Annotated in this window: 24 protein-coding genes; 20 read left to right on the forward strand and 4 right to left on the reverse strand. The window is 46.5% G+C overall.

Annotated features, from left to right (window positions below):
- Position 1: 1 nt before the first annotated feature.
- From cysE to MDMS009_RS11385, 4 genes are read left to right on the forward strand one after another with little or no spacing between them, the layout of a single operon-like run.
- Positions 2 to 790 (forward strand): serine O-acetyltransferase, encoded by a 789-nt coding sequence (gene cysE, locus MDMS009_RS11370; RefSeq protein WP_008291454.1) that lies wholly within the window; start codon positions 2 to 4, stop codon positions 788 to 790.
- A 55-nt stretch (positions 791 to 845) separates the two neighbouring features.
- On the forward strand, positions 846 to 1,292 hold the full coding sequence (locus tag MDMS009_RS11375) for an Rrf2 family transcriptional regulator (protein WP_043888231.1): 447 nt from the start codon (positions 846 to 848) through the stop codon (positions 1,290 to 1,292).
- A gap of 12 nt (positions 1,293 to 1,304) precedes the next feature.
- Positions 1,305 to 2,447, forward strand: a complete 1,143-nt coding sequence (locus tag MDMS009_RS11380; protein ID WP_008291402.1) for a cysteine desulfurase family protein — start codon at positions 1,305 to 1,307, stop codon at positions 2,445 to 2,447.
- Between the two features lie 3 nt (positions 2,448 to 2,450).
- A complete protein-coding gene (locus MDMS009_RS11385) occupies positions 2,451 to 2,777 on the forward strand; it encodes a HesB/IscA family protein (protein WP_008291470.1) in 327 nt (108 codons plus the stop codon).
- A gap of 19 nt (positions 2,778 to 2,796) precedes the next feature.
- Here the strand turns inward: MDMS009_RS11385 and MDMS009_RS11390 are convergent, their stop codons facing one another.
- Positions 2,797 to 3,822, reverse strand: a complete 1,026-nt coding sequence (locus tag MDMS009_RS11390) for a M14 family metallopeptidase (RefSeq protein ID WP_008291512.1) — start codon at positions 3,820 to 3,822, stop codon at positions 2,797 to 2,799.
- On the reverse strand, positions 3,810 to 5,237 hold the full coding sequence (locus tag MDMS009_RS11395) for a glutamate--cysteine ligase family protein (RefSeq protein ID WP_008291615.1): 1,428 nt from the start codon (positions 5,235 to 5,237) through the stop codon (positions 3,810 to 3,812). Before MDMS009_RS11395 ends, MDMS009_RS11390 begins: the two co-directional genes overlap by 13 nt.
- A gap of 108 nt (positions 5,238 to 5,345) precedes the next feature.
- Between MDMS009_RS11395 and bioA the strand changes: the two genes are divergently transcribed.
- The 4 genes from bioA to ahpF all read left to right on the forward strand — a co-directional run bounded on the left by bioA (position 5,346) and on the right by ahpF (position 9,252).
- Complete coding sequence (gene bioA / locus MDMS009_RS11400; protein WP_008291640.1) at positions 5,346 to 6,644, forward strand: adenosylmethionine--8-amino-7-oxononanoate transaminase; 1,299 nt, start codon at positions 5,346 to 5,348, stop codon at positions 6,642 to 6,644.
- Between the two features lie 134 nt (positions 6,645 to 6,778).
- Positions 6,779 to 6,850 (forward strand): pyrroloquinoline quinone precursor peptide PqqA, encoded by a 72-nt coding sequence (gene pqqA, locus MDMS009_RS16110; RefSeq protein WP_081443609.1) that lies wholly within the window; start codon positions 6,779 to 6,781, stop codon positions 6,848 to 6,850.
- Between the two features lie 184 nt (positions 6,851 to 7,034).
- Positions 7,035 to 7,601 (forward strand): alkyl hydroperoxide reductase subunit C, encoded by a 567-nt coding sequence (ahpC, locus tag MDMS009_RS11405; protein WP_008291548.1) that lies wholly within the window; start codon positions 7,035 to 7,037, stop codon positions 7,599 to 7,601.
- A 73-nt stretch (positions 7,602 to 7,674) separates the two neighbouring features.
- The gene (gene ahpF / locus MDMS009_RS11410) at positions 7,675 to 9,252 is read left to right on the forward strand and encodes an alkyl hydroperoxide reductase subunit F (protein WP_008291728.1); all 1,578 of its coding nucleotides are present in this window, start codon (positions 7,675 to 7,677) and stop codon (positions 9,250 to 9,252) included.
- A gap of 6 nt (positions 9,253 to 9,258) precedes the next feature.
- Here the strand turns inward: ahpF and MDMS009_RS11415 are convergent, their stop codons facing one another.
- Positions 9,259 to 9,939 (reverse strand): response regulator, encoded by a 681-nt coding sequence (locus MDMS009_RS11415; RefSeq protein WP_008291238.1) that lies wholly within the window; start codon positions 9,937 to 9,939, stop codon positions 9,259 to 9,261.
- On the reverse strand, positions 9,932 to 11,305 hold the full coding sequence (locus MDMS009_RS11420; RefSeq protein WP_008291372.1) for a sensor histidine kinase: 1,374 nt from the start codon (positions 11,303 to 11,305) through the stop codon (positions 9,932 to 9,934). Before MDMS009_RS11420 ends, MDMS009_RS11415 begins: the two co-directional genes overlap by 8 nt.
- A 203-nt stretch (positions 11,306 to 11,508) precedes the next feature.
- On the opposite strand from MDMS009_RS11420, the gene MDMS009_RS11425 reads away from it, so the two are divergent.
- From MDMS009_RS11425 to dnaE, 12 genes are all read left to right on the forward strand, one after another.
- On the forward strand, positions 11,509 to 11,877 hold the full coding sequence (locus MDMS009_RS11425; RefSeq protein WP_008291568.1) for a hypothetical protein: 369 nt from the start codon (positions 11,509 to 11,511) through the stop codon (positions 11,875 to 11,877).
- 38 nt (positions 11,878 to 11,915) lie between these two features.
- Entirely contained in the window at positions 11,916 to 12,935 is a 1,020-nt protein-coding gene (locus MDMS009_RS11430) for an AAA family ATPase (protein WP_008291257.1), read from the forward strand.
- Positions 12,936 to 12,940: 5 nt separating this feature from the next.
- Positions 12,941 to 13,831 carry a DUF58 domain-containing protein gene (locus MDMS009_RS11435; RefSeq protein ID WP_008291674.1) on the forward strand — a complete coding sequence of 297 codons (891 nt, stop codon included), beginning with the start codon at positions 12,941 to 12,943 and terminating at the stop codon, positions 13,829 to 13,831.
- A gap of 10 nt (positions 13,832 to 13,841) precedes the next feature.
- A complete protein-coding gene (locus MDMS009_RS11440; protein WP_008291346.1) occupies positions 13,842 to 14,678 on the forward strand; it encodes a hypothetical protein in 837 nt (278 codons plus the stop codon).
- A complete protein-coding gene (locus tag MDMS009_RS11445) occupies positions 14,675 to 15,691 on the forward strand; it encodes a vWA domain-containing protein (protein ID WP_008291435.1) in 1,017 nt (338 codons plus the stop codon). The genes MDMS009_RS11440 and MDMS009_RS11445 overlap by 4 nt, the downstream gene beginning before the upstream one ends.
- Positions 15,684 to 16,223: a tetratricopeptide repeat protein gene (locus tag MDMS009_RS11450; RefSeq protein ID WP_008291742.1), complete on the forward strand. Its 540-nt coding sequence runs from the start codon at positions 15,684 to 15,686 to the stop codon at positions 16,221 to 16,223. The genes MDMS009_RS11445 and MDMS009_RS11450 overlap by 8 nt, the downstream gene beginning before the upstream one ends.
- Entirely contained in the window at positions 16,220 to 17,155 is a 936-nt protein-coding gene (locus MDMS009_RS11455; protein ID WP_008291597.1) for a VWA domain-containing protein, read from the forward strand. Before MDMS009_RS11450 ends, MDMS009_RS11455 begins: the two co-directional genes overlap by 4 nt.
- A gap of 54 nt (positions 17,156 to 17,209) precedes the next feature.
- The gene (locus MDMS009_RS11460) at positions 17,210 to 18,235 is read left to right on the forward strand and encodes a vWA domain-containing protein (protein WP_008291300.1); all 1,026 of its coding nucleotides are present in this window, start codon (positions 17,210 to 17,212) and stop codon (positions 18,233 to 18,235) included.
- Positions 18,236 to 18,302: 67 nt separating this feature from the next.
- Positions 18,303 to 18,800 carry a L,D-transpeptidase gene (locus MDMS009_RS11465; protein WP_008291606.1) on the forward strand — a complete coding sequence of 166 codons (498 nt, stop codon included), beginning with the start codon at positions 18,303 to 18,305 and terminating at the stop codon, positions 18,798 to 18,800.
- An 11-nt stretch (positions 18,801 to 18,811) separates the two neighbouring features.
- Positions 18,812 to 19,861, forward strand: coding sequence for a beta-N-acetylhexosaminidase (gene nagZ / locus MDMS009_RS11470; RefSeq protein WP_008291587.1), 1,050 nt, complete (start codon positions 18,812 to 18,814; stop codon positions 19,859 to 19,861).
- Complete coding sequence (locus MDMS009_RS11475; protein WP_008291494.1) at positions 19,858 to 21,612, forward strand: mechanosensitive ion channel family protein; 1,755 nt, start codon at positions 19,858 to 19,860, stop codon at positions 21,610 to 21,612. The genes nagZ and MDMS009_RS11475 overlap by 4 nt, the downstream gene beginning before the upstream one ends.
- Positions 21,613 to 21,644: 32 nt before the next feature.
- Positions 21,645 to 25,130, forward strand: a complete 3,486-nt coding sequence (gene dnaE / locus MDMS009_RS11480; RefSeq protein WP_008291703.1) for a DNA polymerase III subunit alpha — start codon at positions 21,645 to 21,647, stop codon at positions 25,128 to 25,130.
- The last annotated feature ends 105 nt before the right edge of the window (positions 25,131 to 25,235 follow it).

Below are 25,235 nucleotides of genomic sequence, written 5' to 3' on the forward strand. Positions count from 1 at the left end.
AATGACTGAAAATATTAGCCGCTGGGCACGATTCAAGGAAGATATCAATTGCGTCTTTGATAGAGACCCGGCTGCACGAAACGTGTTTGAAATTGTCACCACCTATCCTGGCGTTCATGCGGTGCAGCTTCATCGTTTTAATCATTGGTTGTGGCGTTGTAACTGGAAATGGCTGGCTAAGTTCATTTCTACCGTTGCACGTTGGATTACCGGCATTGAAATTCATCCCGGTGCCAAAATTGGCCGTCGGTTCTTTATAGACCATGGCATGGGCGTGGTAATAGGGGAAACCGCTGAAATAGGCGATGACTGCACGCTGTATCACGGTGTCACGCTGGGGGGGACGTCTTGGAAAGAAGGTAAACGTCATCCTACCTTAGGCAACAATATTGTCGTCGGCGCGGGAGCAAAAGTGCTGGGTCCTATCGTATTGCACGATGGTGCACGTGTCGGTTCCAATGCCGTTGTGGTGAAAGATGTCGTGGCGGGTGATACCGTTGTTGGCGTGCCGGGACGCGTAGTGAAAACGAATTTGACTGAAGATCAAAAGCAGCAGCAAAAACTGGCGCAGTCAGTCGGATTTGATGCCTACGGTACGTCGAGTAAATCGGTGGATCCGGTAGCGAATGCGATTCATGGTTTGATCGAGCACATTCACGCTATGGATAAACGCGTTGATGTGATGTGTCAGACCATACAGCGCTTAGGCGGTGAACTGCCTGAAGGCGTTGAAATGCCTGAGCTTAAAGACTGTGAATTGTCCGAGGAAAATGACGAGTCAAAAAGTTGACTAAAATAGTCAGGCATGTAAACTTATTCAGGTTGAATTTTATCTGGATTAACTCATGCGTTTAACCACGAAAGGGCGCTACGCGGTCACCGCGATGCTTGATCTCAGCCTGAATTACGGTTTAGGTGCGATTACCTTAGCGGACATCTCAGAAAGGCAGGGTATTTCCTTATCTTATCTTGAGCAATTATTTGCTCGGCTGCGTAAACAAGGGCTGGTGAGTAGCTCACGTGGTCCCGGTGGCGGTTATCGACTGAGTCGTTCAGCGGAGGATATTACGGTCCTTGATGTGATTTCTGCGGTTGACGAAAAAGTAGACAGTACGCAGTGTGAAGGGCGCAAAAACTGCCATGGTGACGAAAAGTGTCTGAGTCATGAGTTATGGCAAAGCCTAAGTGATCAAATTCGCGTTTATCTGGATGGCATCACCTTGGCAGAAGTCGTGAGTAGCTACGAACACAAAAATAGCGGCGAGCACGTTATTCAGTTCGACGTCGTTTAGGCGGGGTTTCAATTGGCTTTTACCTATCTCGACAATAATGCCGGGGCAGGCCTTGCAGAAGGCGTGCTTGATGCGATGTTGCCTTACTTGCAACAACAGCAGGGCAATCCATCCAGCAGTCACCGGTTTGGCCGTTTTGCTCATTCGGCCTTAGACAAAGCACGCCAACAGGTAGCCAATTTAGTCAATGCTGATCCTTCACAGGTGATATTTACCAGTGGTGGTACAGAGGCTAATAACCAGGCAATAGCAGGCGTTGCAGAGCTATTTCACGATGGCAAAGTGCTGGTTAGCGCCATTGAACATCCAGCCATGCTTGAACCTGCTCAGCGTTTAACACGTCATGGTTTTGAATTTGAACTGATTCCAGTGAACCCAGCAGGCATTGTCGAAGCTGACACGCTTACTGACATGATCGATGATACGACGCGTCTGGTGTCGGTGATGTGGGCGAATAACGAAACCGGTGTGATACAGGATATTCCCACGCTCGCATCAATATGTAAGCAAAAAGGCGTTCCTTTTTTATGCGATGCGGTGCAGGCTGCAGGAAAGTTAGAGCTCGACTTTAACGCCTCAGGAGTCGATATGATGACTTTGTCGGCGCATAAGTTTGGTGGCCCCAAGGGCATCGGTGCTTTGATTGTCTCGCCTGATTTGGAGTGGCCCAGCTACATTTTAGGTGGCGGGCAAGAAGATGATAAACGTAGTGGGACCGAAAATGTCGCGGCGATAGTCGGGTTCGGTGCTGCCGCTGAGTATGTCACATCGCATCTCGCTGAGTATCAGCAACATTGCCAGCAGTTGCGCGAGGCGTTGGAAAAGCGTTTACATGACATTCCGGGTGTCACCATCTTTGCAGAACAAAGCCAACGTTTACCGAATACCGTATTTTTTGCTTTGCAGGGCTTTGATTCCGATACGATGTTGATGGCGTTAGATAAACAAGGTTTTGCCGTGTCGAGTGGCTCGGCGTGTGGCACCGGCAGACAAACGCCTAGCCACGTTTTAAAAGCAATGGAAATTGATGATTTGACGGCATTAGGTGCTGTACGCGTGAGCTTTTCGCTGCAAAATACTGTCGAACAAGTAGAACAACTGGCCACGGCGTTAGCCAAAGAGGCAGAACGCTTTAACCATTTAATGAATAGGTGAAACATGATTACATTAACTGAATCAGCAATTAATCGCGTACGCGATATGATGACTAAACGCGAGTCAGGCATTGGTCTGCGTATTGGTGTGGTCAAAAGTGGCTGTTCTGGTTACAGCTATGCCTTGGACTACGCCGATGAGTTGGGTAATGGCGATGTGATACTGGAACAGAGTGATGTGAAGGTTGTTGTTAATGAAGAAGCAATGCCACTGCTGGAAGGCATGGAATTGGACTTTGTTAAAGAAGGCTTGAACCAGAGTTTTAAATTTAGAAACCCGAATGTCACTTCGGAGTGTGGCTGTGGCGAAAGTTTTAGCGTGACCAAATAAGTCGATCCTGCAGGGCTGCTCAGCCCTGCAGTCTTTCCATCAGATAGCACAAACAATCTTGTTTAATCACGCGCTCGTTCAGTGTCATCATTGACGGCATGGTAGGACGTTTAAATAACAGTTCTTGATTACGTAGTTCAAAAAAACGCTCACTGACATCATCACCATGCTCATCACGAGCTTCCAGTGGAAAAGGTGTTGTCTGATCGAATTTGCCGATGGCAGTACCAGCCGGGACTTCAAAGAAATTCATTTTTTCCAGATCGCGATCCAGTAACAACGGCACGTTGACATCTTCAAAGCTGAAAGCAACGTGTTTCTTGATTTTTACCTGCGCCACTGTATGAAACAGATCAATATCCTGTGGGTGAACAGGTGTTTGGGGTAACTCCGCCAGATTTAAACAACTATCAATAAAGTCGGCTGCATGCTTCACGCCATAGGTTTGATCGGGGCGGCCACACTCCAAGGTAACAGCAGGACATAACTCGGCAAATGCGGCTGATTGCACACCCTTAGGTCGCGTGAAGTAGACCACAAAACGGGCAAATAAAGTAGCCAGTTGCTGGTAGGCCGGATCGAGGCGATTGATACAGCCATAATGAGGGTTGAGGCCAGTGTTATTGTGAATATCGACACTGGCGAATAAATTGCGTTGTGCCATCACATCAACCACTTTTTGTGCCATTCTCGTTTCATCGCAGGCGTCGAACTCTGTGCCAGGCCAGATGCGGTTGTAGTCTGCCTGACCATCAAGGCGGCGTTGGCCTTCACGCGCAGCCTGCACATTGCCAAAAAAGATTGATACGTTACGAGGCAATAACTTGGATTGATATTTTTTCAATAAGGTCTGCACTGCATAGAGGCCGGTAGTTTCGTTACCATGCAGCATGACGGATATAAACAAGGTGTTGCTTTGCTTGCCTTTAAGGTGCAACAAGGTGGGTTGAGGCAGTACCTGGTGTAGATCTTGAGCAGATATATCAAGCAACCTTTCAGGTAATTGATCACGTTGTTGTAAGAGTTCAGTCTTTAAATGGGCCATTCGCTCACCACCTCACCTTGTTGTTGATGAAACAAATACTGCCGTGTCAGTTTTTGGAAATCTTTACCATGCTTGTTGATAAAGGCTCGCTGCCAATCACTCCCCGTTTGGTGCTTTTCTACTCTGGTTTCGATGATACTGAGATAATGTTGTTTCTCTGCGTCTTCGATATTCAACTTATCCAACCCCTGTGCAGCCAGAGGCAGTAATTCATCTAAGATATATTTTTGTATGCGTTGATGCTGACCATTTAAATCGACAATATGTGCGTCGAGGCCATAGCGAGCGGCTTTATAAAAGTTATCGCGTGCATCTGCAAATGATAGCTCAACACCACGAGCGATCAAGCGATCACAAAAAGCGTGACTCAGACCGTAATAAAAGGCCGCGTTGGCCATCATATCGCTCACAGTGGGGCCGGCCGCCGGAGTGCGATGTTCTACTCTGACGTGCGGCTTATCACCACTAAAACCGACGATCGGACGGTTCCAGCGCCAAATGGTGCCATTGTGTAACCTGAGGTATTCGAGTGCATCAGTCGCTTCACCCAGATCAACGGGAAGTAAAACGGGAAAATGATCCAGATTTTCCTGAAAACATTCAAAAATGGAATGCCGTGCGTAATCGCTGCCGAAACTGACACGTTTGACAGGCCCGTGAGACGCACCATCAAAGCCACCCGATTCGATAGCCTGCTCAAACAACGGGATCCGTGTTTCCTGCCATAAACTATGACCAAATAAGAACGGTGAATTCGCTGAAACTGCAACCACAGCGGCTGAAGCCATGATCGAGGCATTATAAAAATGGTGTGCAATCGTGAGTGGAATTTGGGTGTGTAACTGTAATGATGTGGCGGCGGACTCCAGCATGACGTCATTGTGCGAGAGTTTTAAGTGGTCTTCGCCAGTGATGTCTAATCTTACGGGTTGGCCGCGTGATGCCAGAATTTGTTCATTCAAAGCGCGGTAGCGATTCATATCCGACATATTAAGTGGATTCAGATCATGTTGCTCCAGGGTAGCTAAGATCCCCGTCATGAGTAGTTCGCTATCGAGTTTCTGAGCCTGCTGACTTGCGTTGGACCATGCATTTTGTAATTGCCTGTGGAGACGACTCAAACAATCATGGGTCAGTGGCAGTGGTTCGGTATTGAACTCAATATTGAATTTTGCAAGCTCGGCATTGGCCATCGGGTCATGCAGAATAGACAGGAATGCATCGTTGATGGGGGCAGGGTACATGGTTTGGTCGATCAACCAAGCTTCTAATTCCAAGCCCGCGTAGCGAATATCCTGCTGCTGAAGCGTATTGGCAAAGCGTTGTTCAAGTCGCTGTGTTTCATCAGCTAAATGCTTGCGAAACCGAGCAAAGTCCTTGCTGACAAAGTTTGCACCTGCAATTTCTTGGCCCATTTATGATGCCTTTCCTTGCTTGCTTATCTGTTAGCTTATAGCAGGCTAGATATTGTTGCCAGCTTTCATCTGATTGGGTAAATCAGCGACTACTGCTATGATCGGCGCATGAAAAAATCTACCAATTTAGAATTTGATGCTGCCCATATCTGGCATCCCTACACCAGTGTTGCTCATCCGCCGGTTTTACATGAGGTCGATTCTGCTAGCGGGGTTCGCCTTACATTAGCCGATGGCCGCCAAATAGTAGATGGTATGTCATCTTGGTGGTCCACGATTCATGGCTACAACCATCCCAGATTGAACCAGGCTGCCCGAGAGCAACTCGATAAAATGTCTCACGTGATGTTTGGTGGCCTAACCCACGAACCAGCTATTAATCTGGCGAAAAGGCTGATTGAAATTACCGATGACAGTTTGCAGTATGTGTTTTTGGCTGATTCGGGCTCAGTGTCAGTGGAAGTAGCCATCAAGATGGCGATTCAACACTGGTTTGCTCAAGGAAACACACACAAACAACGTTTGCTGACGGTTCGTAATGGTTACCATGGCGATACCTTTGGCGCCATGTCGGCCTGTGATCCGGTTAATGGTATGCACTCCATGTTTGACAACGTGTTGCCGAAACACCTATTTGCCCCAGCACCTGAGTGCCAGCGTGATGAAGATTGGCAAGATACTGATATTGCTGAGTTCAGGTCATTAATAGATGAACACCATCACGAGCTGGCTGCTGTCATTCTTGAACCGTTGGTACAGGGTGCAGGTGGTATGCGAATGTATTGCCCTGAGTATTTACGACAGGTGCGTGCATTGTGTGATCAGTATGGCGTATTACTCATCTTTGATGAGATTGCCACAGGCTTTGGTCGTACCGGTAGTTTGTTTGCTTACCAACAGGCAGGCATCGTACCGGATATTTTATGTCTTGGAAAAGCATTAACGGGTGGTTACATGACCTTGGCTGCCACTCTCTGTAATCAAAAGGTTGCGGATGGCATTGCCGCGGATGGAAATGGTGTATTGATGCACGGGCCTACCTTTATGGCGAACCCATTAGCCTGCCGGGTTGCAGTCGAAAGTATCGATTTATTAATGGAATCTGATTGGCAGAACAATGTTGCCAATATTGCACAACAGTTAGAAGCTGAGCTGAGACCGTATGAGCAGCATGAGATAGTGAAAGAGGTCAGAGTCAAGGGGGCAATTGGCGTGGTTGAGCTCAATCAACCTTTGGATGATTGTATGGATTGGTTGCCAGAGTTCATTGTGGAGCAAGGGGTCTGGATTAGACCGTTCAGAACCATGATCTACATTATGCCGCCATATATAATCAACGAGACCGATCTGCGTTTATTGACCTCTGCAATTGGCCGTATGTTAGTTGAAATTAAACGGCGCTCTTGAACTAAGTAGTCAGAAAAATCCTGAGTGTATTAGCGGAAAGGACTGATTCTTTTGTTTGCTTGAATTGATTAGGATGTCGTTACGTCATCGGAAATTGTTCAGATGACGTAAACAAAATTACGAGGATTTTTATCATGTGGACTAAACCAGAATATTCAGATATGCGTTTCGGTTTTGAAGTAACTATGTATATCTGCAACCGTTAAGATTACATTACTTCAAAAAAAAAGCCCTTGAAGCTTTGACTTCAAGGGCTTTTTTTATAGCTGTATTTACCCAATCGCTTTTACCAATCATAACAATAGAATTAAGTCGTTGTACCTATCCATAAGGCTCGACTACAATGCACACTGTCAATTACGACACGTATCCCAATTAAAGGAGCTAATAATGTCTACACTGATTAATACAGAAATCAAACCATTCAAAACAACGGCATACCACAACGGCGAATTCGTCGATGTTTCAAGCGAAGATTTGAAAGGTAAATGGGCTGTGTTCGTATTCTACCCAGCAGACTTTACGTTTGTTTGCCCAACAGAACTGGGTGATGTGGCAGATCATTACGAACAACTGCAAGAAATGGGTGTTGAAGTTTACTCTGTTTCTACAGACACGCACTTCACACACAAAGCTTGGCATGATGCGTCTGACACCATCAAGAAAATCAAATTCCCTATGCTGGGTGATGCGACAGGCCGAATCAGCCGTAACTTTGAAGTGATGATCGAAGAAGAAGGTCTGGCTCTGCGCGGTACATTTATTGTTAACCCAGAAGGTGTTATCAAAGCAGCAGAAATCAACGATCTGGGTATCGGTCGTAGTGCGAAAGATCTGGTACGTAGAGTACAAGCAGCACAATACGTCGCGACTCACGACGGTGAAGTATGTCCTGCTTCATGGCAGCCAGGTGAAGAGACTCTGTCTCCTTCATTGGATCTGGTTGGCAAAATCTAAATTGCCACAAGTCTGTCCGGGCAATCATGCCCGGACAGCATTAACCATAGTTAATTAATAACAGGTATTTATTATGTTGGATGCAAACATCGGCACTCAATTAAAAGGCTATCTGGACAACATCAAACGCCCAATCGAGCTGATTGCTGCGTTGGATGACAGTGCCAAAGCCAAAGAAATGCGCGACTTATTGCAGGAAATTGCTGACATGTCATCTCAAATCAACTTTATTGAAGATGCCGACAGCGATCCGCGTAAACCGTCTTTCCAAATCAAGCAGCCACAAGGCGACGAGAAAATTCGTTTCGCAGGTATTCCAATGGGGCATGAATTTACTTCACTGGTTTTGGCTTTGCTTCACACAGGCGGGCATCCAACACGATTAGATGAAGAAGTGATTGAGCAGATAAAAAGTCTGGAAGGTGAATATCACTTCGAAACGTATATTTCATTGTCATGCCAAAACTGTCCGGAAGTAGTGCAATCACTGAATGTAATGGCTGTGCACAACCCTAATATCAGTCACACCATGATTGATGGTGCCCTGTATCAGGAGGAAGTGGATAAACGTCAGATCATGGCGGTGCCAACGGTTTACCTCAATGGTGAAAACTTCGGTCAGGGGCGTATGACTTTGCCAGAAATTATTGCCAAACTCGACACCGGAGCAGTAAAACGAGAAGCAGAAAAGATCAATCAAAAAGATGACTTTGATGTCTTAATCATTGGTGGTGGTCCTGCCGGTGCGTCAGCTTCTATCTATGCGTCACGCAAAGGTATTCGAACCGGTATCGTGGCAGAACGTTTTGGTGGTCAGGTGATGGACACGATGGCGATTGAAAACTTTATCTCTGTTAAAGAGACAGAAGGACCGAAACTGGTCGCCGCTCTGGAAGAACACGTCAAAGAGTACGAGGTTGACGTGATGAATTTGCAGCGAGCTAAAGCCCTGAGCAAGAAAGACAAGATGGTCGAAGTCGAACTTGAAAGTGGTGCGATTTTAAGCAGTAAAACAGTAATCCTGGCGACTGGTGCGCGCTGGCGTGAGCTGGGTGTACCCGGTGAACGAGAGTACCGCGGTCATGGCGTCGCTTACTGCCCACACTGTGATGGACCGTTATTTAAAGGTAAACCGGTAGCGGTTATCGGTGGTGGTAACTCGGGGGTTGAGGCAGCAATTGATTTGGCGGGGATCGTCGGTCACGTTACCTTGATTGAGTTCAACGGTGAGTTGCGTGCCGATGCGGTGTTACAGAAGAAACTGTTCTCGCTTGATAATGTTGAAGTGATCACAGGAGCTCAAACCACAGAGATTACCGGCGCTGATGGTAAAGTTAATGGCTTGATTTATGTTGACCGTGCCACCGAGCAGAAACACACTGTTTCATTGAATGCCGTATTTGTTCAGATCGGTTTATTGCCCAACACTGATTGGTTGCAAGATACTATTGATTTGAGCAAGTTTGGTGAAATTGAAATTGATAACCACGGCCAAACTTCACTACCCGGTGTGTTTGCGGCTGGTGACGTGACAACCATCCCATACAAGCAAATCATTATGGCGATGGGGGATGGTGCGCGTGCTGCATTAGGTGCCTTTGATTACATCATTCGAAATGAGTTTGATGAGAAAGACACGAAAGCGGCATAAGCCGGTTTATTGAGAATTGTCTTCATGTGCCTCGTCGACCAGATCCAACAGGTTGACGAGGTTCATTTTTATGGCAAGGCGGGTAAGTTCAATATCACTGCTGACGCCTAATTTCTTTTTAATGATGTAGTGTGAGTTAGACACTGTTTTAGGGCTGATATTGAGCAATTCAGCAATGTCCTGATTCGATTTAGCATCAACCAATAAACGTAATATTTCAAATTCCCTGACAGTCAGTTCATCGAGGGCGGACTGTTCCTGACCTAACTTCTCCATTGCTAAAGCTTGGGCAATATCCGCGCTCAATGTGTGTTTGTTTTTGGCCACTTCAGCGATAGCGCGAATAAGATCCTCGGGATCGCTGCTTTTTGTGATGTAGCCTAAGGCACCAGCACGTGTTGCCTGCAATGCAAAACTGGGGTTCTGGTGCATGCTGAAAACCAAGATTTTGGCTTTAGCATCAAACTGACGAATACGCTCAATGGCTTTCAAACCACTTTGTCCCGGCAATGAAATATCCATTACTACTATATCGGGTTGATATTTTTTATATTGGCTGTAGGCCTCAGTACCATCACAAGCTTCGGCTATCACTTCAAGGTTATCCTGTTTTTGTAGTAAGGAACGGTAACCTTCCCTGACAATGGCATGGTCATCAACCAGCATGATAGTGATTACATTAGTCATTATTGCTGTTCTCAAATGGGGTGTTAGAGACAGGCAAACGAATGGCAACAACCAGTCCGCCTGTTTGTTCGGTGTGCAGAGTGAACTGGCCCCCTAAGGCGGTGACGCGCTCATGAATACCCAGCAGGCCAATGCCCATCGTATTTGTAAAGGAGTCAGCTTCGGCAATACCATCGTCGCGGATAATTAAGGTGATCTCATCGGCCTTAGCATATGTCAGTTTAATATCCGCTTTGCTTGCTCTGGCATGTTTAGCAATATTCGTCAGACATTCCTGCACAATACGGTAAAGGTTAACCGGTAATGGTTCCGGCAAATTATCGACGCGGTTATCTATATGAATCTGATATTGGGTCTGGTCACCACTGCGCTTATTCCAGCTTCTTATCAATTGCTGCAAGCTGCTGCTTAGCCCTAAATCATCGACGTCTGCCGGACGCAGACGTGTCAGTAGATTACGTAAAGCCGTCATCATATGCGCGGTGATATGACTGATAGAGTTGACCTCATCTAACAGTGCAGGGCATTCCTTTTTAGCGGTTTGAGCGATAGAAGTTGTAACTGCATTAATCCCAGCCAGACATTGACCAAACTCATCATGCAGTTCACGCGAGATATAGCGATGTTCTTCTTCTTGGGCATTCATTAATTTAAGCGCTAGCCGTTGATTTTCTGCCAGTGTCGCTTCTTGTGAGCTGACAAGGGCATTGATGGCTTCACTGGTGCGTTTCCACTCAACGATATCAAAGGCTGGTAAGCGCAGACTTAATTCGCCTTCACGCATTCTTTCCAGCCCTTTAACGATATGGTGGGCAGGTTTCAACATGCGGCCAATAGTAAAAAACACCAATGTACATAAAGCTAGAATCGTCACAGTCATCACGCCGATCACTGCACGCAGATTGCTCCAGGCACGGGCTGTTTCTATATGGGTGTTTAGGCTGACCAGTATCGTGCCGTATTTAATCGCATTGAAATTGACTGTTTTTCTTACTTCCTGATCCGGGGTGAAGAACTGCTTATAAAAGCTGGCAAACCAGGATGGGTATTTTTTTTCTGGTTCTGTGACATCATTACACAAGCTACGCTGGCGGCTTTGAGTTCGAGACAGAAACTGAGTACAAGACCCCGGCACGCCGCCGATACCTCGCCACAAATTGACATCAGGGAATGGACTGGAAAAGTCATAACGTTGAAACATATCCAGCAGTTGTTGACGTGTCTGGCGCTCAATACGTTTTGCGGTTTGCTCTGCCTCAAGTATCGATTGCTGGTTGGTCTGGTACAGCACATACCAGGCACTGGTGCTGAGGCAGATAACAGCAATCAATAAAATTCTGGCTAATAGTTGTGCTTGCAGGTTCATTGGTATGTCACTGGGTGAAAGTTAAATCTAGTTTAGGCATTTAGACAGTGTGTTGAAAGCGAATAACCATGCTCGGGCAATTTGCCCGTTGTTCTGGGGTAGATATCTGATGTGGTTCAGCTTGAAGCAGGGTTTAATTAACACCGGCTAAAAACACAGAACGAGGAGCAAAGATGGACGTATTATTACTAGGCGCTGTTGCGATGATCGCTGCATTAATTCTATCTGCGTGGTTGATGACCTTTGCTAAATGGTTTCCAGTGCCGGGCGTGGATGATTTTATTATTGATTATAAAACGATGATCCGAGGCCACGTTGATTATGCCCTGATGGCACTGTTCAGCTTGGCATTCTATGGGGCAGCCAAGGGGGCTAGTTTAGCGTTACCGACGGCAGCATGCTGGTGTATGGCAATTGGTGGTTTCACCAATCCCACGATTTTTATTATCGGTGCGTTTGATATGGAATTTTGGGATAAAACTATCTGGAAAATTTTTTCTGCGGTGAGTTTTGCTATAACCACAGTCGGGTTTGTCTGGATTGGGATGACTTTTTTTAAGTATGCTTGGTAGAGTAGTCCAGCAAAAAAAATATAACGAGGAGAGAGAATATGGCTGAATCTCAGCTTTTACAGACGGCGCGTGACCATGCGTTGGAGTTAGAAAATGTAGTGAATAAAGTCGTTGTCGGTCAGCAACAGGCAGTACGTCTGATTTTGATTGCCTTGCATGCTCGCGGACATGTACTGTTGGAAGGTGGTGTCGGTGTCGGTAAAACCACCTTGCTTAGAGCATTTTCTAAAGCATTAGGCGGGGTATTCGGTCGTATCGAAGGTAGTGTTGACTTGATGCCCAATGACTTACTTTACAGTGCATGGGTTAATGCTGAAGGCAAACCGGTCATCGATCCGGGGCCACTGATTGCTCAGGGCGAAGAAACGGCGGTGTTCTTCTTTAATGAGATTAACCGTGCCCGTCCTCAGGTTCAATCACTGCTGTTAAGAGCGATGGCAGAAAGAAGTGTCGATGCCTTTGGTGAGGAATATCGCTTTCCTCATATGGTGGTGTTTGCCGATAGAAACGCGGTTGAAAAAGAAGAAACGTTCGAATTAAGTGCCGCAGCACGCGACCGGTTTTTGTTTGAGATTAATATCAGCCGTCCGACCGATGATGAAAACCGTCGTAAACTGATTTTTGATCCTGCTTTCCATGATGTTGATGCCTTGTTATCAACAATTAGTGAACCCTTATTGGATTACCGTGATCTGAATCAATTAGATCGTGAAATTCAGCAATCTATCTTTGTTTCTCCTGAGATAGAAAATTATGTGGTGCGCTTATGGGATGCCAGTTGGGAGCCACATAAGCTTGGCATCGAGTTGGAAGACATTTACGTGGAAGATCTGGTGGTCGCTGGCGCCAGCGTCCGTGGCATGTCATCTATGGTCAGAGCTGCCAAAGTAGCGGCGTGGTTAGAGGGTCGTGACCATGTTTTGCCAGATGATGTCCATACCGTGCTGTTACCGACAATGACACACCGTGTATTTTTGTCTCCGGTCTACGAAGGTCGTCGTGAACAAATCATGCCTTTGTTCGTGCGTGCACTTCGCGATCATATCGCAACACCTTAATTATTATGGCAATCAAAAACCTGCAACCGCAGGAGTTTAATTATCGTTTCCCGGAGAAAGTGTTCGGACATGTACCTGGCGCGCATAGTGGCACGGCGTTAGGGAGTGGAGATCGCTTTGCCGGTTTTGCCGACTTGTTTGATTACCCCGATCCGAGACGTTTGGATATTCGTGCCAGTTTGAGAAGTCAGGCGGCAGATATCAGTCAGCAGGAAAGCCAGCGTTGGCTGGTTAAGCGTTATCAGCAGCGTGCGTCGATTACCTTATGGTTACTTGCCGATATCAGTAAATCGATGTCAGTTGCCAGTGTTAACCATGAAAGACTGGCCAAGCTGGCACATATGATTGCGCATAGTGGGATTGGTCGAGGTGATAGGTTTGCGATGGCGGCATTTGATTCTGTCTGGCGTCAGGATGTCAGCATTATGCCTACCACCCAGCGCAGTATGCCGGCGTTTGCTGCAGAAAAGATAATGAATGCGAAAGCGCCTGAAGCACCAGGGGCTGATGGCTTATTTCAGGCTGCAGACTTAATCAGTAACAAACGGGCGATGGTGTTTCTGGCATCCGACTTTTGTTATGACCTGAGTCTGGTAGAACGCAGTTTGCGAAAGCTGTCGCACTACACCGTGATACCGATAGTCTGGCGTCATGATGATGTCGATCACTTCCCATCCCATGCTGGTTGGGCAGAAACGCGTGATGCCGAAACAGGTCAACGCCACAGTGTGTGGATGCGGCCGGGTATGAAGAAGCGCTGGCAGCAGCGAATGGATGACCATTTTGCACAGCTGACTGAGTGTTTTATGCGATATCGCATCAGGCCATTGTTTGTTGAGGGTGATATTACCCCACAGCAGTTGACTGAATACTTTTATGCCATGAAAAAATCATAGGGATGCAACGATGCGCTTTATAGCCCTGTTCTTAACTTTTTTATATACGATGTCGGCTACTGCTGCAGATACCAAAGTTACTTTGGATCGCAGTTGGGGTTTATTAATTGGTGATCACATTACTGCCACGGTAGAGTTACCTGTTGCCGTATCTGAGCTCGATACTCATAGCCTGCCTTCGCACGATAAACGCTATGGGCACTGGTTGTTTTTACACGACAGTGAGTTATCAGAGCGTCAAATGAAGCTCCATTTTCAATTGGTGAATGTGCCTGCTGAAAACCGGCAAGTTGCCACACCTGAAATTCAATTACGTACTCAAGATGGCGAATTTATCACCGTGCCGTCAGTGCCGATGCAAATCGGTTCTTTTCTTGAACAGCAGGACACCCAGGGTAATCTGGTGCCGCGCGGTGATATTAATCTGAAAACTCAGAGCGATAACTTTCTGCAAGTTCGTTTATGGGTTGCGTTAGCGGTTTTGTTATTCGCCACATTGATTTGGCTGATTTGGCATTTTGGTCTGCGCCCGCGTCAGCGATTGCCATTTGCTGAGGCCATGTTTGAGTTGAATAAAATGCGTCTGCTTGGCCGTAAAGATGCGGATAAAGCGAGTCGTAGTCTGCACCATGCATTTAACCGCAGTGCGGGTAGAGTGGTCATTAATAGTCATTTAGACCAACTGTGGGAATGCTGTCCTTGGTTGATGCCGATGCAAAAGGATATTGAAAGTTTTTATCAACAATCTGCTGCACATTTCTTTAGTGCTAAAGGTGGTGAGCAAAAAGACTTTTATCAGATTCTAGAGCTTGCTAAAAACTGTCGTGCTCAGGAGCGAGTCGCATGACGATATTCGGTCTCGAATGGTTTCAGCCATGGGTGTTGGCATTATTGCCTTTAGCGTTGCTGCCATGGTTTAACCATAATCTCGATAAAACGGTAGCTTGGGTTAATTTAGTACCTGCTGATCCACTGTCTAATGTGATTAGTCTTGCGCTGAAACTGTTGTCTTCTTTAGTGATTATGATGCTCCTTTTAGCCTTAGCTGGGCCGAATGTGCCTGAGCAAAAAGTAGAGCGGCTAGGAGAGGGGGCTGAGATTGTATTGCTACTTGATCGCAGTCGCAGTATGGACGCGCCTTTTGCAGTAAAAACACAGGCTGCTGCCGTCAGTGTCGGTGGTGATAACTCTAAACGAAGTGTGGCGCGTGATTACCTCACTGAGTTTGTGAAAAACCGCCCGGATGACCGGTTTGGGTTTGTATTTTTCAGTACTAAAGCCATCAATTTACTACCACTGACCTATGATAAAGAATCGATTCTGGCAACGATTAATGCCAATGCCTTAGGCAAAGGCTTGTCTGATACCAATATGGCAGAAGCTTTAGTCAGTAGTGCCGGTATGTTTGAAGGACAAACCTATCGTGGCTCAAGAATCGTGTTGTTGGTGTCTGATGGTGGTCAGCAATTAAGTGCTGAAGCCAAAGAACAAATCAGCCGACTCTATAAAGAAATGAACCTGAGTATTTACTGGATTTACTTAAAGTCCAACCAGGAAATGAGTCTGGATGAGGGGGAAGATGACAACTTATTGTGGGCTGATATACCTGAACGAAAATTACATAAGTTTTTCCAGACGATAGGTGTGCCTTACCGTGCCTTCGAAGCCGGCTCATTAGAAGCATTTGCCGAAGCGATGGCTGAAATTGACAGGCAGCAGTATCAAACTTTAATTGTTGAAGAAACGCTGCCACATGAACCTAAATCAGATCTGTTGTTATGGATTGCGATGTTGGCGATGCTGTTATTGGCCACATCCCACCTTTATACCTTCTGGGGAGTGAAAAAAGCCCATGAATAAATTTTTAGTAAGTGCGCACTGGTTGCTTAACCTGACAATTGTGGGTAGTGCGGTTTTGGTTATCGTAACAGCTGTGATGCTGTGGCAAAAACATCAGGTAGATGCCTATATCGAAGATCCCACCGCTTTTGATGAGGTTCCAAGCGATTCGAGAGCCCAGTTTGCAAATGCCATTCAACTTGAACGGCTCGGTGAGCATGATTTGGCTTTAGATAAGTGGACCCAGGTGTTGGGCACGCATGATGCCTCTCTATTGCCAGCAGCTTATTACAACCGTGGTAATATCAACTTACGTGAAGCCTTATCCATGACCGCTTCTGATGGTCGGCAGATACCATTAGTGGAGCTGGCCAAGCAAGATTATCGCAGTGCTCTCTCGCTTCGACCTGATATGTGGGATGCACGATATAACCTTGAAATAGCGTTACGTGTTGTTTCTGAGGATCCGGCTAATAATGATGATTTCGAAAAAAATGTCATCAGTAGCCGACGCTCGATTGAAAGTAAGGGCTTTAAGGTAGATTTACCATGATTTTGAGCTATCAGAAACGTATTTTGCTGACAGCAGTCATCATGGCATCAGCACTGATACTTATTATGGCGGCATTATGGCTGCCGCAGGTACCGCGCGATGTTAAAATCATGGACACACTGTTTGTGCTCGATATTACGGACAGTATGAATGTGCAGGATGTGGAGCACGATGGTGAAAAAGTAAGCCGCCTGACTTGGGCGAAAGATTTCACTCGTAGAGCCATGTTGGAAATGCCGTGTGGTGCACACGCTGGGCTGGCAATCTTCAGTGAAGCTAGAAGTTTGATTTTGATGAATCCGGTCGAGGTCTGTTCCAGCTACCATGATTTAAGACAAATGCTTGAGCAGTTCGAGCCACACATGGCATGGGCACGTTCCAGTGAGGTATCAAAAGCAGCCTATACTGCCATCCGTCAGGCGAAAGAGATCGATCCACAGCCGACTATTGTGATGCTCACCGATGGTCATGAGTCACCGCCTATTCATGAGTCATTATTTCCCAAGTTTGCCGGGACACCCGGTGAGATTCGTGGTTTATTAGTTGGGGTGGGGGGCGATGATTTATTACCGATCCCGAAAACCAATGAAGCCGGTGAGGTTGAAGGGGTCTGGGCTGTCAATGATGTGATGCATCAGGATGTCTATGCGTCGATGCAAGCTGATACTACAATTAATACCAATAGTCCTCGCACAGAGCATTTGTCATCGCAGAAAAAAGCACATTTGGAAACATTAGCGAATCGGGTCGGTTTTGATTATGTGGCTTCACCCACGAAGCCGGCACAATTAGTCGATCAAATTCGTGAAGCATCGCAAACCCGAGAGTTAACCGTCGATTATGATTTATATGCCTGGTTGTCGGGGTTGGCATTGATTCTTATCTTACTTGTCTACCTGCCTTACGGTTGGATTGCAAAGACGGATGATTAAGGCGGCCGCCAAGCCTTGTTCATTGTGGCTGAATGATAGCCCGATATTAGTTTTATGTTGGGGCTGAGCTGGGCCTCACCTTACCTGCTTTTGCTGTTGCCTTTGGCAATACTCCCGTGGTTGAGCCACAACACTGAAAAGAAAGTGGTGTGGGATAAACTCTTACCCGTCGACCGCTTTTCTACGCTACTCAGTATTACTCATAAAGGTCTCGCCAGCTGCGTCATCATGGCACTTCTGATGACCTTGGCGGGACCGTTTACACCAGAAAAGACGGTTGAACGTTACCGTCAGGGTGCAGAGTTTATTGTGCTTTTGGATCGAAGCCGCAGTATGGACGATATATTTGCGCGTCGTCCGTTAAATAGCCTTCCCGTCGAGAAAGAACTCATACGCAGTAAACGAAAAGTCTCACGTGATTATCTGGTCGAGTTTGTGAAGCGGCGACCTGATGATCGGTTTGGTTATGTTTTGTTTAGTGATAAACCCACTGAAATTTTACGCTTGACCTATAACAAGGCAGCCGTGTTGGCAACGGTGGAAGCGGGGGGCTTGGGAAAAGGCTTATCTAAAACGAATATTTTTTCTGCATTAAAATTAGCGGCTGATATGTATCAGCGGGAAGACTACCGCGGCTCGCGCAATATATTGCTGATTTCGGATGGTGGACAGGTTTTTACGGATGAGCAGAAGCGTTATTTAGCGCGAACTTATCCAGACATGAAGCTCAGTTTGTATTGGATATATTTACGGTCCATGCGAGGAATGACTTTAGATAGCTCAGACAACGATAGTTTGTTGTGGCTGGATATGCCCGAGCGTAAGATTCATGCTTTTTTTAAAACCTTGAACGTGCCTTACCAAGCCTTTGAGGCCGGCTCATTAGAAGAGTTTTCTGCCGCCATTAATGAAATCGACGAGCAGCAATATCAAACCTTGCTTGTAGAGGAGACACTACCTCACCAGTATCGAACTGACTGGTTTTTATGGCTCGCCTTAGTCGCCCTTTTTTTACTGACACTGTCTTACCTTTATACTTGGTGGGGTGTCAGGCTGGCTTATCAAATTAGACACAAGTAACGGAAGCGTCACATCGAAGAGTCAGCTTTGTTAATGTGCTAACCAATACAAAAGGTAAAAAAACGTTATGGCGAAAACCATGCCGACCACGTGGTTAGATATTTCTATCTCAGCGCAACACTGCCAACTCTGGCATCACGATAAGCTAGTGTTCAGTGCAGCGGTATCTACCGCACTGAACGGGCCTGGCGAAAAAGAGGGCAGTGGTGGCACGCCGCGCGGTTGGCATCAGATCCGCGCCTGTATTGGTCAAGGCCAACCCGTAAATACGGTTTTTGTTGGCAGACGACCTACTGGAGAGCGCTATACACCTGATTTAGGTAAGACATTTCCCGATAGAGACTGGATTCTAACGCGTATTCTCTGGCTAAGCGGTCTCGAACTCGGTAAAAACCGATTAGGAAATGTTGATACAATGCGTCGTTACATATACATCCATGGCTGTCCGGATGCCCTGCCGATGGGGCAAGCCTTGTCACATGGTTGTATCCGAATGCATAACAGGGATCTACTGACTTTATTTGAACAGGTAAAACCTGGCCTGAAAGTCTGGATCCATGAATAGGTTTCAAAGCTATGACGTTAGGCCCGTTAATGGTCGACTTACTCGGTACGACACTGAGCCCCGAAGAGCGGGAAATTCTGCAGCACCCATTGGTGGGCGGGGTAATTCTGTTCAGCCGCAATTTTGACTCCGCGGAACAAATCACGCGTTTATGTAGTGAGATTCATCAATTACGCGACCCCCATTTACTGATTTCTGTTGATCACGAAGGGGGACGAGTCCAGCGTTTCCGTCAAGACTTTACCCGACTTCCTCCTGTTGCAGCGATTGGTAAAGACTATATGCAACACCCCCAGGCGGCGCTGCAAAAAGCGGAACAAACAGGCTGGCTGATGGCTGCTGAACTGCGTGCTGTCGGCATTGACTTTAGCTTTGCTCCCGTTTTGGACCTCAATTACGGCGTCAGCCAAGTCATCGGTGATAGGGCGTTTCACCGTGACCCTAAAGCGGTAACAGACATCGCTCGTGCCTATATTCATGGTATGAAAAAAGCGTGGATGTCTGCCGTGGGTAAACATTTTCCTGGTCATGGTGCTGTCGAAGTCGACTCACACATCGGTTTACCAGTAGATAATCGATATCTGGAAGACATGTTACAGGCTGATATGTTGCCATTCAGACAACTGTGTCAGAAAGAATTGGCAGGCATTATGCCAGCGCACATCGTGTACGAAAAAAATGATGCAATGCCAGCCGGTTTTTCACGTTTTTGGCTGCAAGATATTTTGCGAGAACGGTTTGGCTTCCAAGGAGCAATACTCAGTGATGATTTGAGTATGGAAGGGGCAGCCTTTATCGGCGGACCACTGGAACGCGCCGAAGCCGCATTAGAGGCTGGCTGTGACATGGTGCTGGTGTGTAACAATCCGGGTAGCGTTGAAAATGTCATCGACGGTTTGCAGATCAAGCCTGATCCTCTGCGTCATGCACGCTTAGTTCGCTTACACGGTCGCCACAGCATGAGTCGTGATGACTTACTGGCAACAGCTGAATGGAAACAGGCCAGCGAGACGATTGCCGCCTATGCGCCAGATCCTGAAATGGAGTTAAATTTGGCATGATGAGACTAGGTGTTTTGCTCTTTAGCTTATTACTGACCAGCGTAACGCATGCGGGAGTTTACTCTACCGTTGCAGCGGATAGTAAAAACACGGCAGAGCCGTCACAGTCGGTTGAAAGCAGCAGTCAAAGTGGGAAATTGCGAAGTCCACAAGCGACTGTAAAACAATTTATCAATGCCATGAGCAAGGTTACTACCGGAGAACGTGATTCATTATCATTGGCTGTTGAAACCTTGGATTTGTCTGCTGTCAGTCAATTAATTCGTGATGAACGTGGCGAAGAAACAGCCCGTTTACTGTTCACCATTCTTCAACTGTCCGATATACCTAACATCGACGATATTCCAGCTGAAACGCTCAAGACCAGCTATGTTTTATTACGCAGCGATGAAGGCAATATTGTCCTCAAGGCGAATGAACAGAAGAACTGGTTGTTTAGCAGTAAAACGGTCGATAACGTGCCAGATATTTTTCAGGCGTTAACGGACAACCACACCATTGATACCAATGGTGACTCCGCGGTATCTCTGCCAGCGAGTGTGCAGTTGCGTTCGCAGATGCCTGCTTTTTTGAAACATGGCTTTATCCTTGAGTATTGGCAATGGTTGGGCCTGTTTTTCATTATTGTGCTGGGGTCGATTGCGGATAAAGTTTTAGCCTGGGTTTTAAAGTTTAATGTGGGCCGCTGGCAAAAAAATCATCCCTCATTCGAAACGCTTGATAGTACGGTATTAAGACCATTAGGTTTGATGGCGATGGCGTTGATTTGGTGGTCTGGCTTGAACATGCTGGGTTTGCCTGATACCGCCTTATTAATCCTGCTGGTGGCGGTGAAGTTGCTTGTATCACTATCCGGCATATGGAGTGCGTTTCGCGTCGTCGATATTTTTGACGCGTTATGGACCAATAAAGCGCTGCGAACCAGCAATAAATTTGATGATCTACTGGTTCCCATGATTAGTAAGAGCCTGAAAGTGTTTGTGGTCGTCATCGGGATTGTATTTGCAGCAGATAATCTGAATATTGATGTGACAAGCTTATTGGCTGGGCTAGGTCTCGGTGGTCTGGCATTCGCCTTAGCGGCTAAAGATCTGTTAGGTAACTTTTTTGGTTCCGTCACTGTGTTGTTGGATCGCCCGTTTAGTATTGGTGATTGGGTTGTTATCGGCGACATTGAGGGCATGGTCGAAGAAGTAGGTTTTCGTAGTACTCGGGTTCGGACGTTTTATAATTCATTAGTGACCATGCCAAACTCGATTCTAACGACGACCAAAATTGATAATATGGGTGCACGTCGTTACCGCAGAATGAAAAGCATGTTGGCGGTCACCTACGATACGCCGCCTGAACGAATTGAAGCTTTTTGTGAGGGTATCCGTAAGATTATTCAAATGCATCCGTACATGCGTAAAGATATGTATCAGGTGTATTTCAATGAATATGGGGCTGCATCGTTAGATATTCTGGTGTATGTCTTTTGGGCAACGCCAGACTGGAATACGGAGCTGCGGGAGAGACATCGGTTCTTATTGGATATATTGCGTTTAGCACGCCAATTAGAGATTGAGTTTGCTTACCCAACACAAACCCTCTATCTCAAGCGTGGTGATGTTTCATCACCTTCAGCACAGGCGTTTAAGCCCGGTATGTCACAACAAGATGCGTTTTCACGCGGACAGCAAGAGGCTGAGGCAATAGTCAGTCAGACACTGGGCGATGAGATTCCCGGTCCCGTTGAGTTTCCCCGATAAGCTATCGTTGTTAAACAGGTCAATCCTAATTCATGTCCAAGCAGTTTGTTCACTTACATCTTCACACTGACTATTCGCTGATAGATGGCTTAGTCAGGGTCAAACCCCTTGTCAAAGCTGTGGCAGAAGCGGGAATGCCCGCGGTTGCGATTACCGATCAGCATAATTTATTTGCAGCTGTGAAGTTGTTTAACGCGGCCATGCAAGCCGGGGTGAAACCCATTTTGGGTGCTGATCTGCGTTTAAAAGATCCGTCTGATGCTAAAAGCAGCACACGTTTTGTGTTGTTATGTATGAATCTGGAAGGGTTTCATAATCTGTCGCGACTGTTGTCCAGAGCCTATATGGAAGGCCAGCAGCTCGGCGTGCCAATGATTGAAGCTGACTGGTTGGAAGGTCAAAGTGATGGTCTGATTTGCTTATCAGGTGGTCGTGAAGGCGTGTTAGGCAAGGCCTTGTTGAATCATCAAAAGGATGAAATCGATCAGCAATTAAACTTTTGGCAACAATTATTTCCAGACCGCTTCTATCTGGAGTTGATTCGAACAGGGCGTGAGGATGAAGAACGCTTTTTGAGATTAGCGGTGGCCTTGGCAGGTGATAGACAAATCCCCGTTGTGGCATCAAATGACGTACGTTTTTTGCAACCGCAACATTTTGAAGCCCATGAAGCAAAAGTCTGCATCCATGATGGTCGTCAGTTGGATGATCCGCGTAGGCCCAGACACTATTCTGAACATCAGTATCTGCGAAGCGCTGAGGATATGATCGCCTTGTTCGATGATATTCCTGAAGCGATTGAAAATACGGTCGAAATCGCCAAACGCTGTAATTTGCAACTCTCACTGGGTGAGCATTATTTGCCTGATTTTCCTGTGCCGGAAGGCATGACCATTGATGAGTTTTTTTCCGAAGAATCATTCAAAGGTTTGGCAGAGCGTTTAGAGGTCTTGTTTCCTGATTCCACTCAGCGTGAGGCCAATAAAGATCGTTATGAAGAGCGCCTACAAATCGAGTTAGATGTCATTAATTCGATGGGCTTTCCTGGCTACTTTTTGATTGTTGCTGACTTTATTCAATGGGCAAAAAATAATGCCGTGCCAGTTGGCCCAGGGCGGGGTTCTGGTGCCGGGTCATTAGTGGCTTATGCCCTCAAAATTACGGATTTGGATCCGCTTGAATATGATCTGCTGTTTGAACGTTTTCTGAATCCAGAACGGGTATCGTTGCCTGACTTCGACGTCGACTTTTGTATGGATGGTCGTGATCGCGTTATCGATTATGTATCACAACATTATGGCCGTGATCATGTATCCCAGATCATTACCTTCGGTACCATGGCGGCAAAGGCCGTGCTGCGAGATGTGGGGCGGGTGTTAGGGCATCCATACGGCTTTGTCGATCAACTAGCTAAGCTCGTACCGTTTGAACTCAAAATGACTTTGACTAAGGCCTTGGAACAAGAGCCCTTATTGAAAGAGCGTTATAACAAGGAAGAAGAGGTCAAAACGCTGATTGACTTGGCGTTGCAACTGGAAGGCTTGACCCGAAATGTTGGTAAACACGCCGGTGGTGTGGTTATCGCGCCCAAGGTATTAACCGAATATACGCCGCTATATTGTGAACATAATGGCGCTGGGCTGGTGTCACAATTTGATAAAGATGATGTTGAAAGTGTTGGCCTGGTTAAATTTGACTTTTTAGGTCTAAAAACACTGACGGTCATTGATTGGGCGATGAATAACGTCAGAACCTTATTACCCGCCGAAGAGGCGGACAAGATTGATATCACTAATCTTCCTTTAGATGATAAGCCGACCTTTGACTTGTTAAAGCGCTGCGAGACAACAGCCGTTTTCCAGCTTGAATCACGCGGCATGAAAGAGTTGGTGAAACGTCTTCAACCGGATAATTTTGAAGATATCATCGCCTTGGTGGCTTTGTTCCGGCCCGGCCCTTTGCAGTCAGGCATGGTTGATGACTTTGTTAACCGTAAGCATGGTCGCGCCAAAGTGGATTACCCACACCAAGACCTAGAGCCTGTGTTAAGCCCAACCTACGGGGTTATTGTTTATCAGGAACAGGTCATGCAGATTGCCCAGATTCTGGCTGGTTACAGTCTGGGTGGCGCGGATATGTTGCGTCGTGCGATGGGTAAGAAAAAGCCCGAAGAAATGGCTAAACAACGTCAAATCTTCTTGGAGGGGGCTGCCGGTAGAGATATTGGGGAAAAAGAAGCGGGCCCCATTTTCGACTTGATGGAGAAGTTTGCGGAATACGGCTTTAATAAATCTCACTCCGCTGCCTATGCTTTAGTGGCCTATCAAACGGCATGGCTTAAAGCGCATTATCCTTCTGCTTTCATGGCAGCGGTGTTGTCAGCTGATATGGATAATACCGATAAAGTCGTTGGCTTGATTGATGAATGTCGCGACATGAAGCTGACCGTACAGCCACCTGATGTGAATCACAGCAAAATTAAATTTACTGTCGAAGATGGCACCACGATTCGCTATGGTCTGGGCGCGATAAAAGGTGTCGGTGAATCAGCCTTGGCCGGCATCGTGTCAGAACGCGAGCAAGGCGAAGCATTCGAATCGTTATATGATTTTTGTCGTCGTGTTGATATGCGCAAAATCAACCGTCGTGTGATGGAGTCTTTGGTTAAAGCCGGTGCATTGGACTCATTAGGTGGACATCGCGCTAGCCTGGAAGCAAGTCTGAGCAAAGCAATGCAAATTGCTGATCAACATCGACGTGATAAAGATAGCGGTCAAAATGATCTGTTTGGACTAACACCAGACTCTGACTCTGCCGATGATGAGCCGCTGGAGATAGCAGCTGAGTGGGCAGAACAACAGTTATTACAGTCGGAAAAAGAAACCCTTGGTCTATATTTGAGTGGTCACCCGATTGATCGTTATGAAGCTGAACTTGCTGAGTTTATTCCAAAGAAAATCAATGAGCTGGACGCCCCAGAGTCGAAAGGTTATCAGCGAAATGAAAAACCGATGCTGACGGCCGGTTTAATTGTGGCTATTCGCACAATGAAATCAAAAAATGGTGGTCGTATGGCGTTTATTACGCTTGATGATCAAAGTGCCAGGTTGGAAGTGCGTGTATTTGCCGATGTGTATGACCAGTATCAGAGCTTTATTCAGCCTGATAAATTGGTCGTTATTCAGGGAAAAATTGGTCAGGATAACTTTACCGGTGGCTTGGCGGGTACAGCAGAAAAAGTCTTTGACATCACTGGGGCTCGCGAAGCCTTTGGACAAGCGTTACAGATTAATCTTGAAAACAGCGAGCAGGCACAGCAGTGGGTTGAGCAACTCAAAACAACCTTAAGTCCGTTTCGAGGTGGCGCATTGGGGCTGGAGTTAAACTATCAAAACCAGACGGCAAAAGCCCGGATCAATCTTGGTGATGAGTGGCAGGTAACGCCTAGCGATACCTTAATTAATCAATTGCTTTCAATTCCTGCCAGCGCTTCGGTCACAATACGTTATAAATCTTAATTAAGAATGAAGATGGAATAACACGAAAACTTAGATTATCCGAGCGAATACCTAAAGTTATTTCATTGGTTTACCGGTATCGTGTACGATTAGTTTAATGGTTTA

This window comes from Methylophaga thiooxydans DMS010 (assembly GCF_000156355.1).
In the GTDB taxonomy this organism is placed as follows: domain Bacteria; phylum Pseudomonadota; class Gammaproteobacteria; order Nitrosococcales; family Methylophagaceae; genus Methylophaga; species Methylophaga thiooxydans.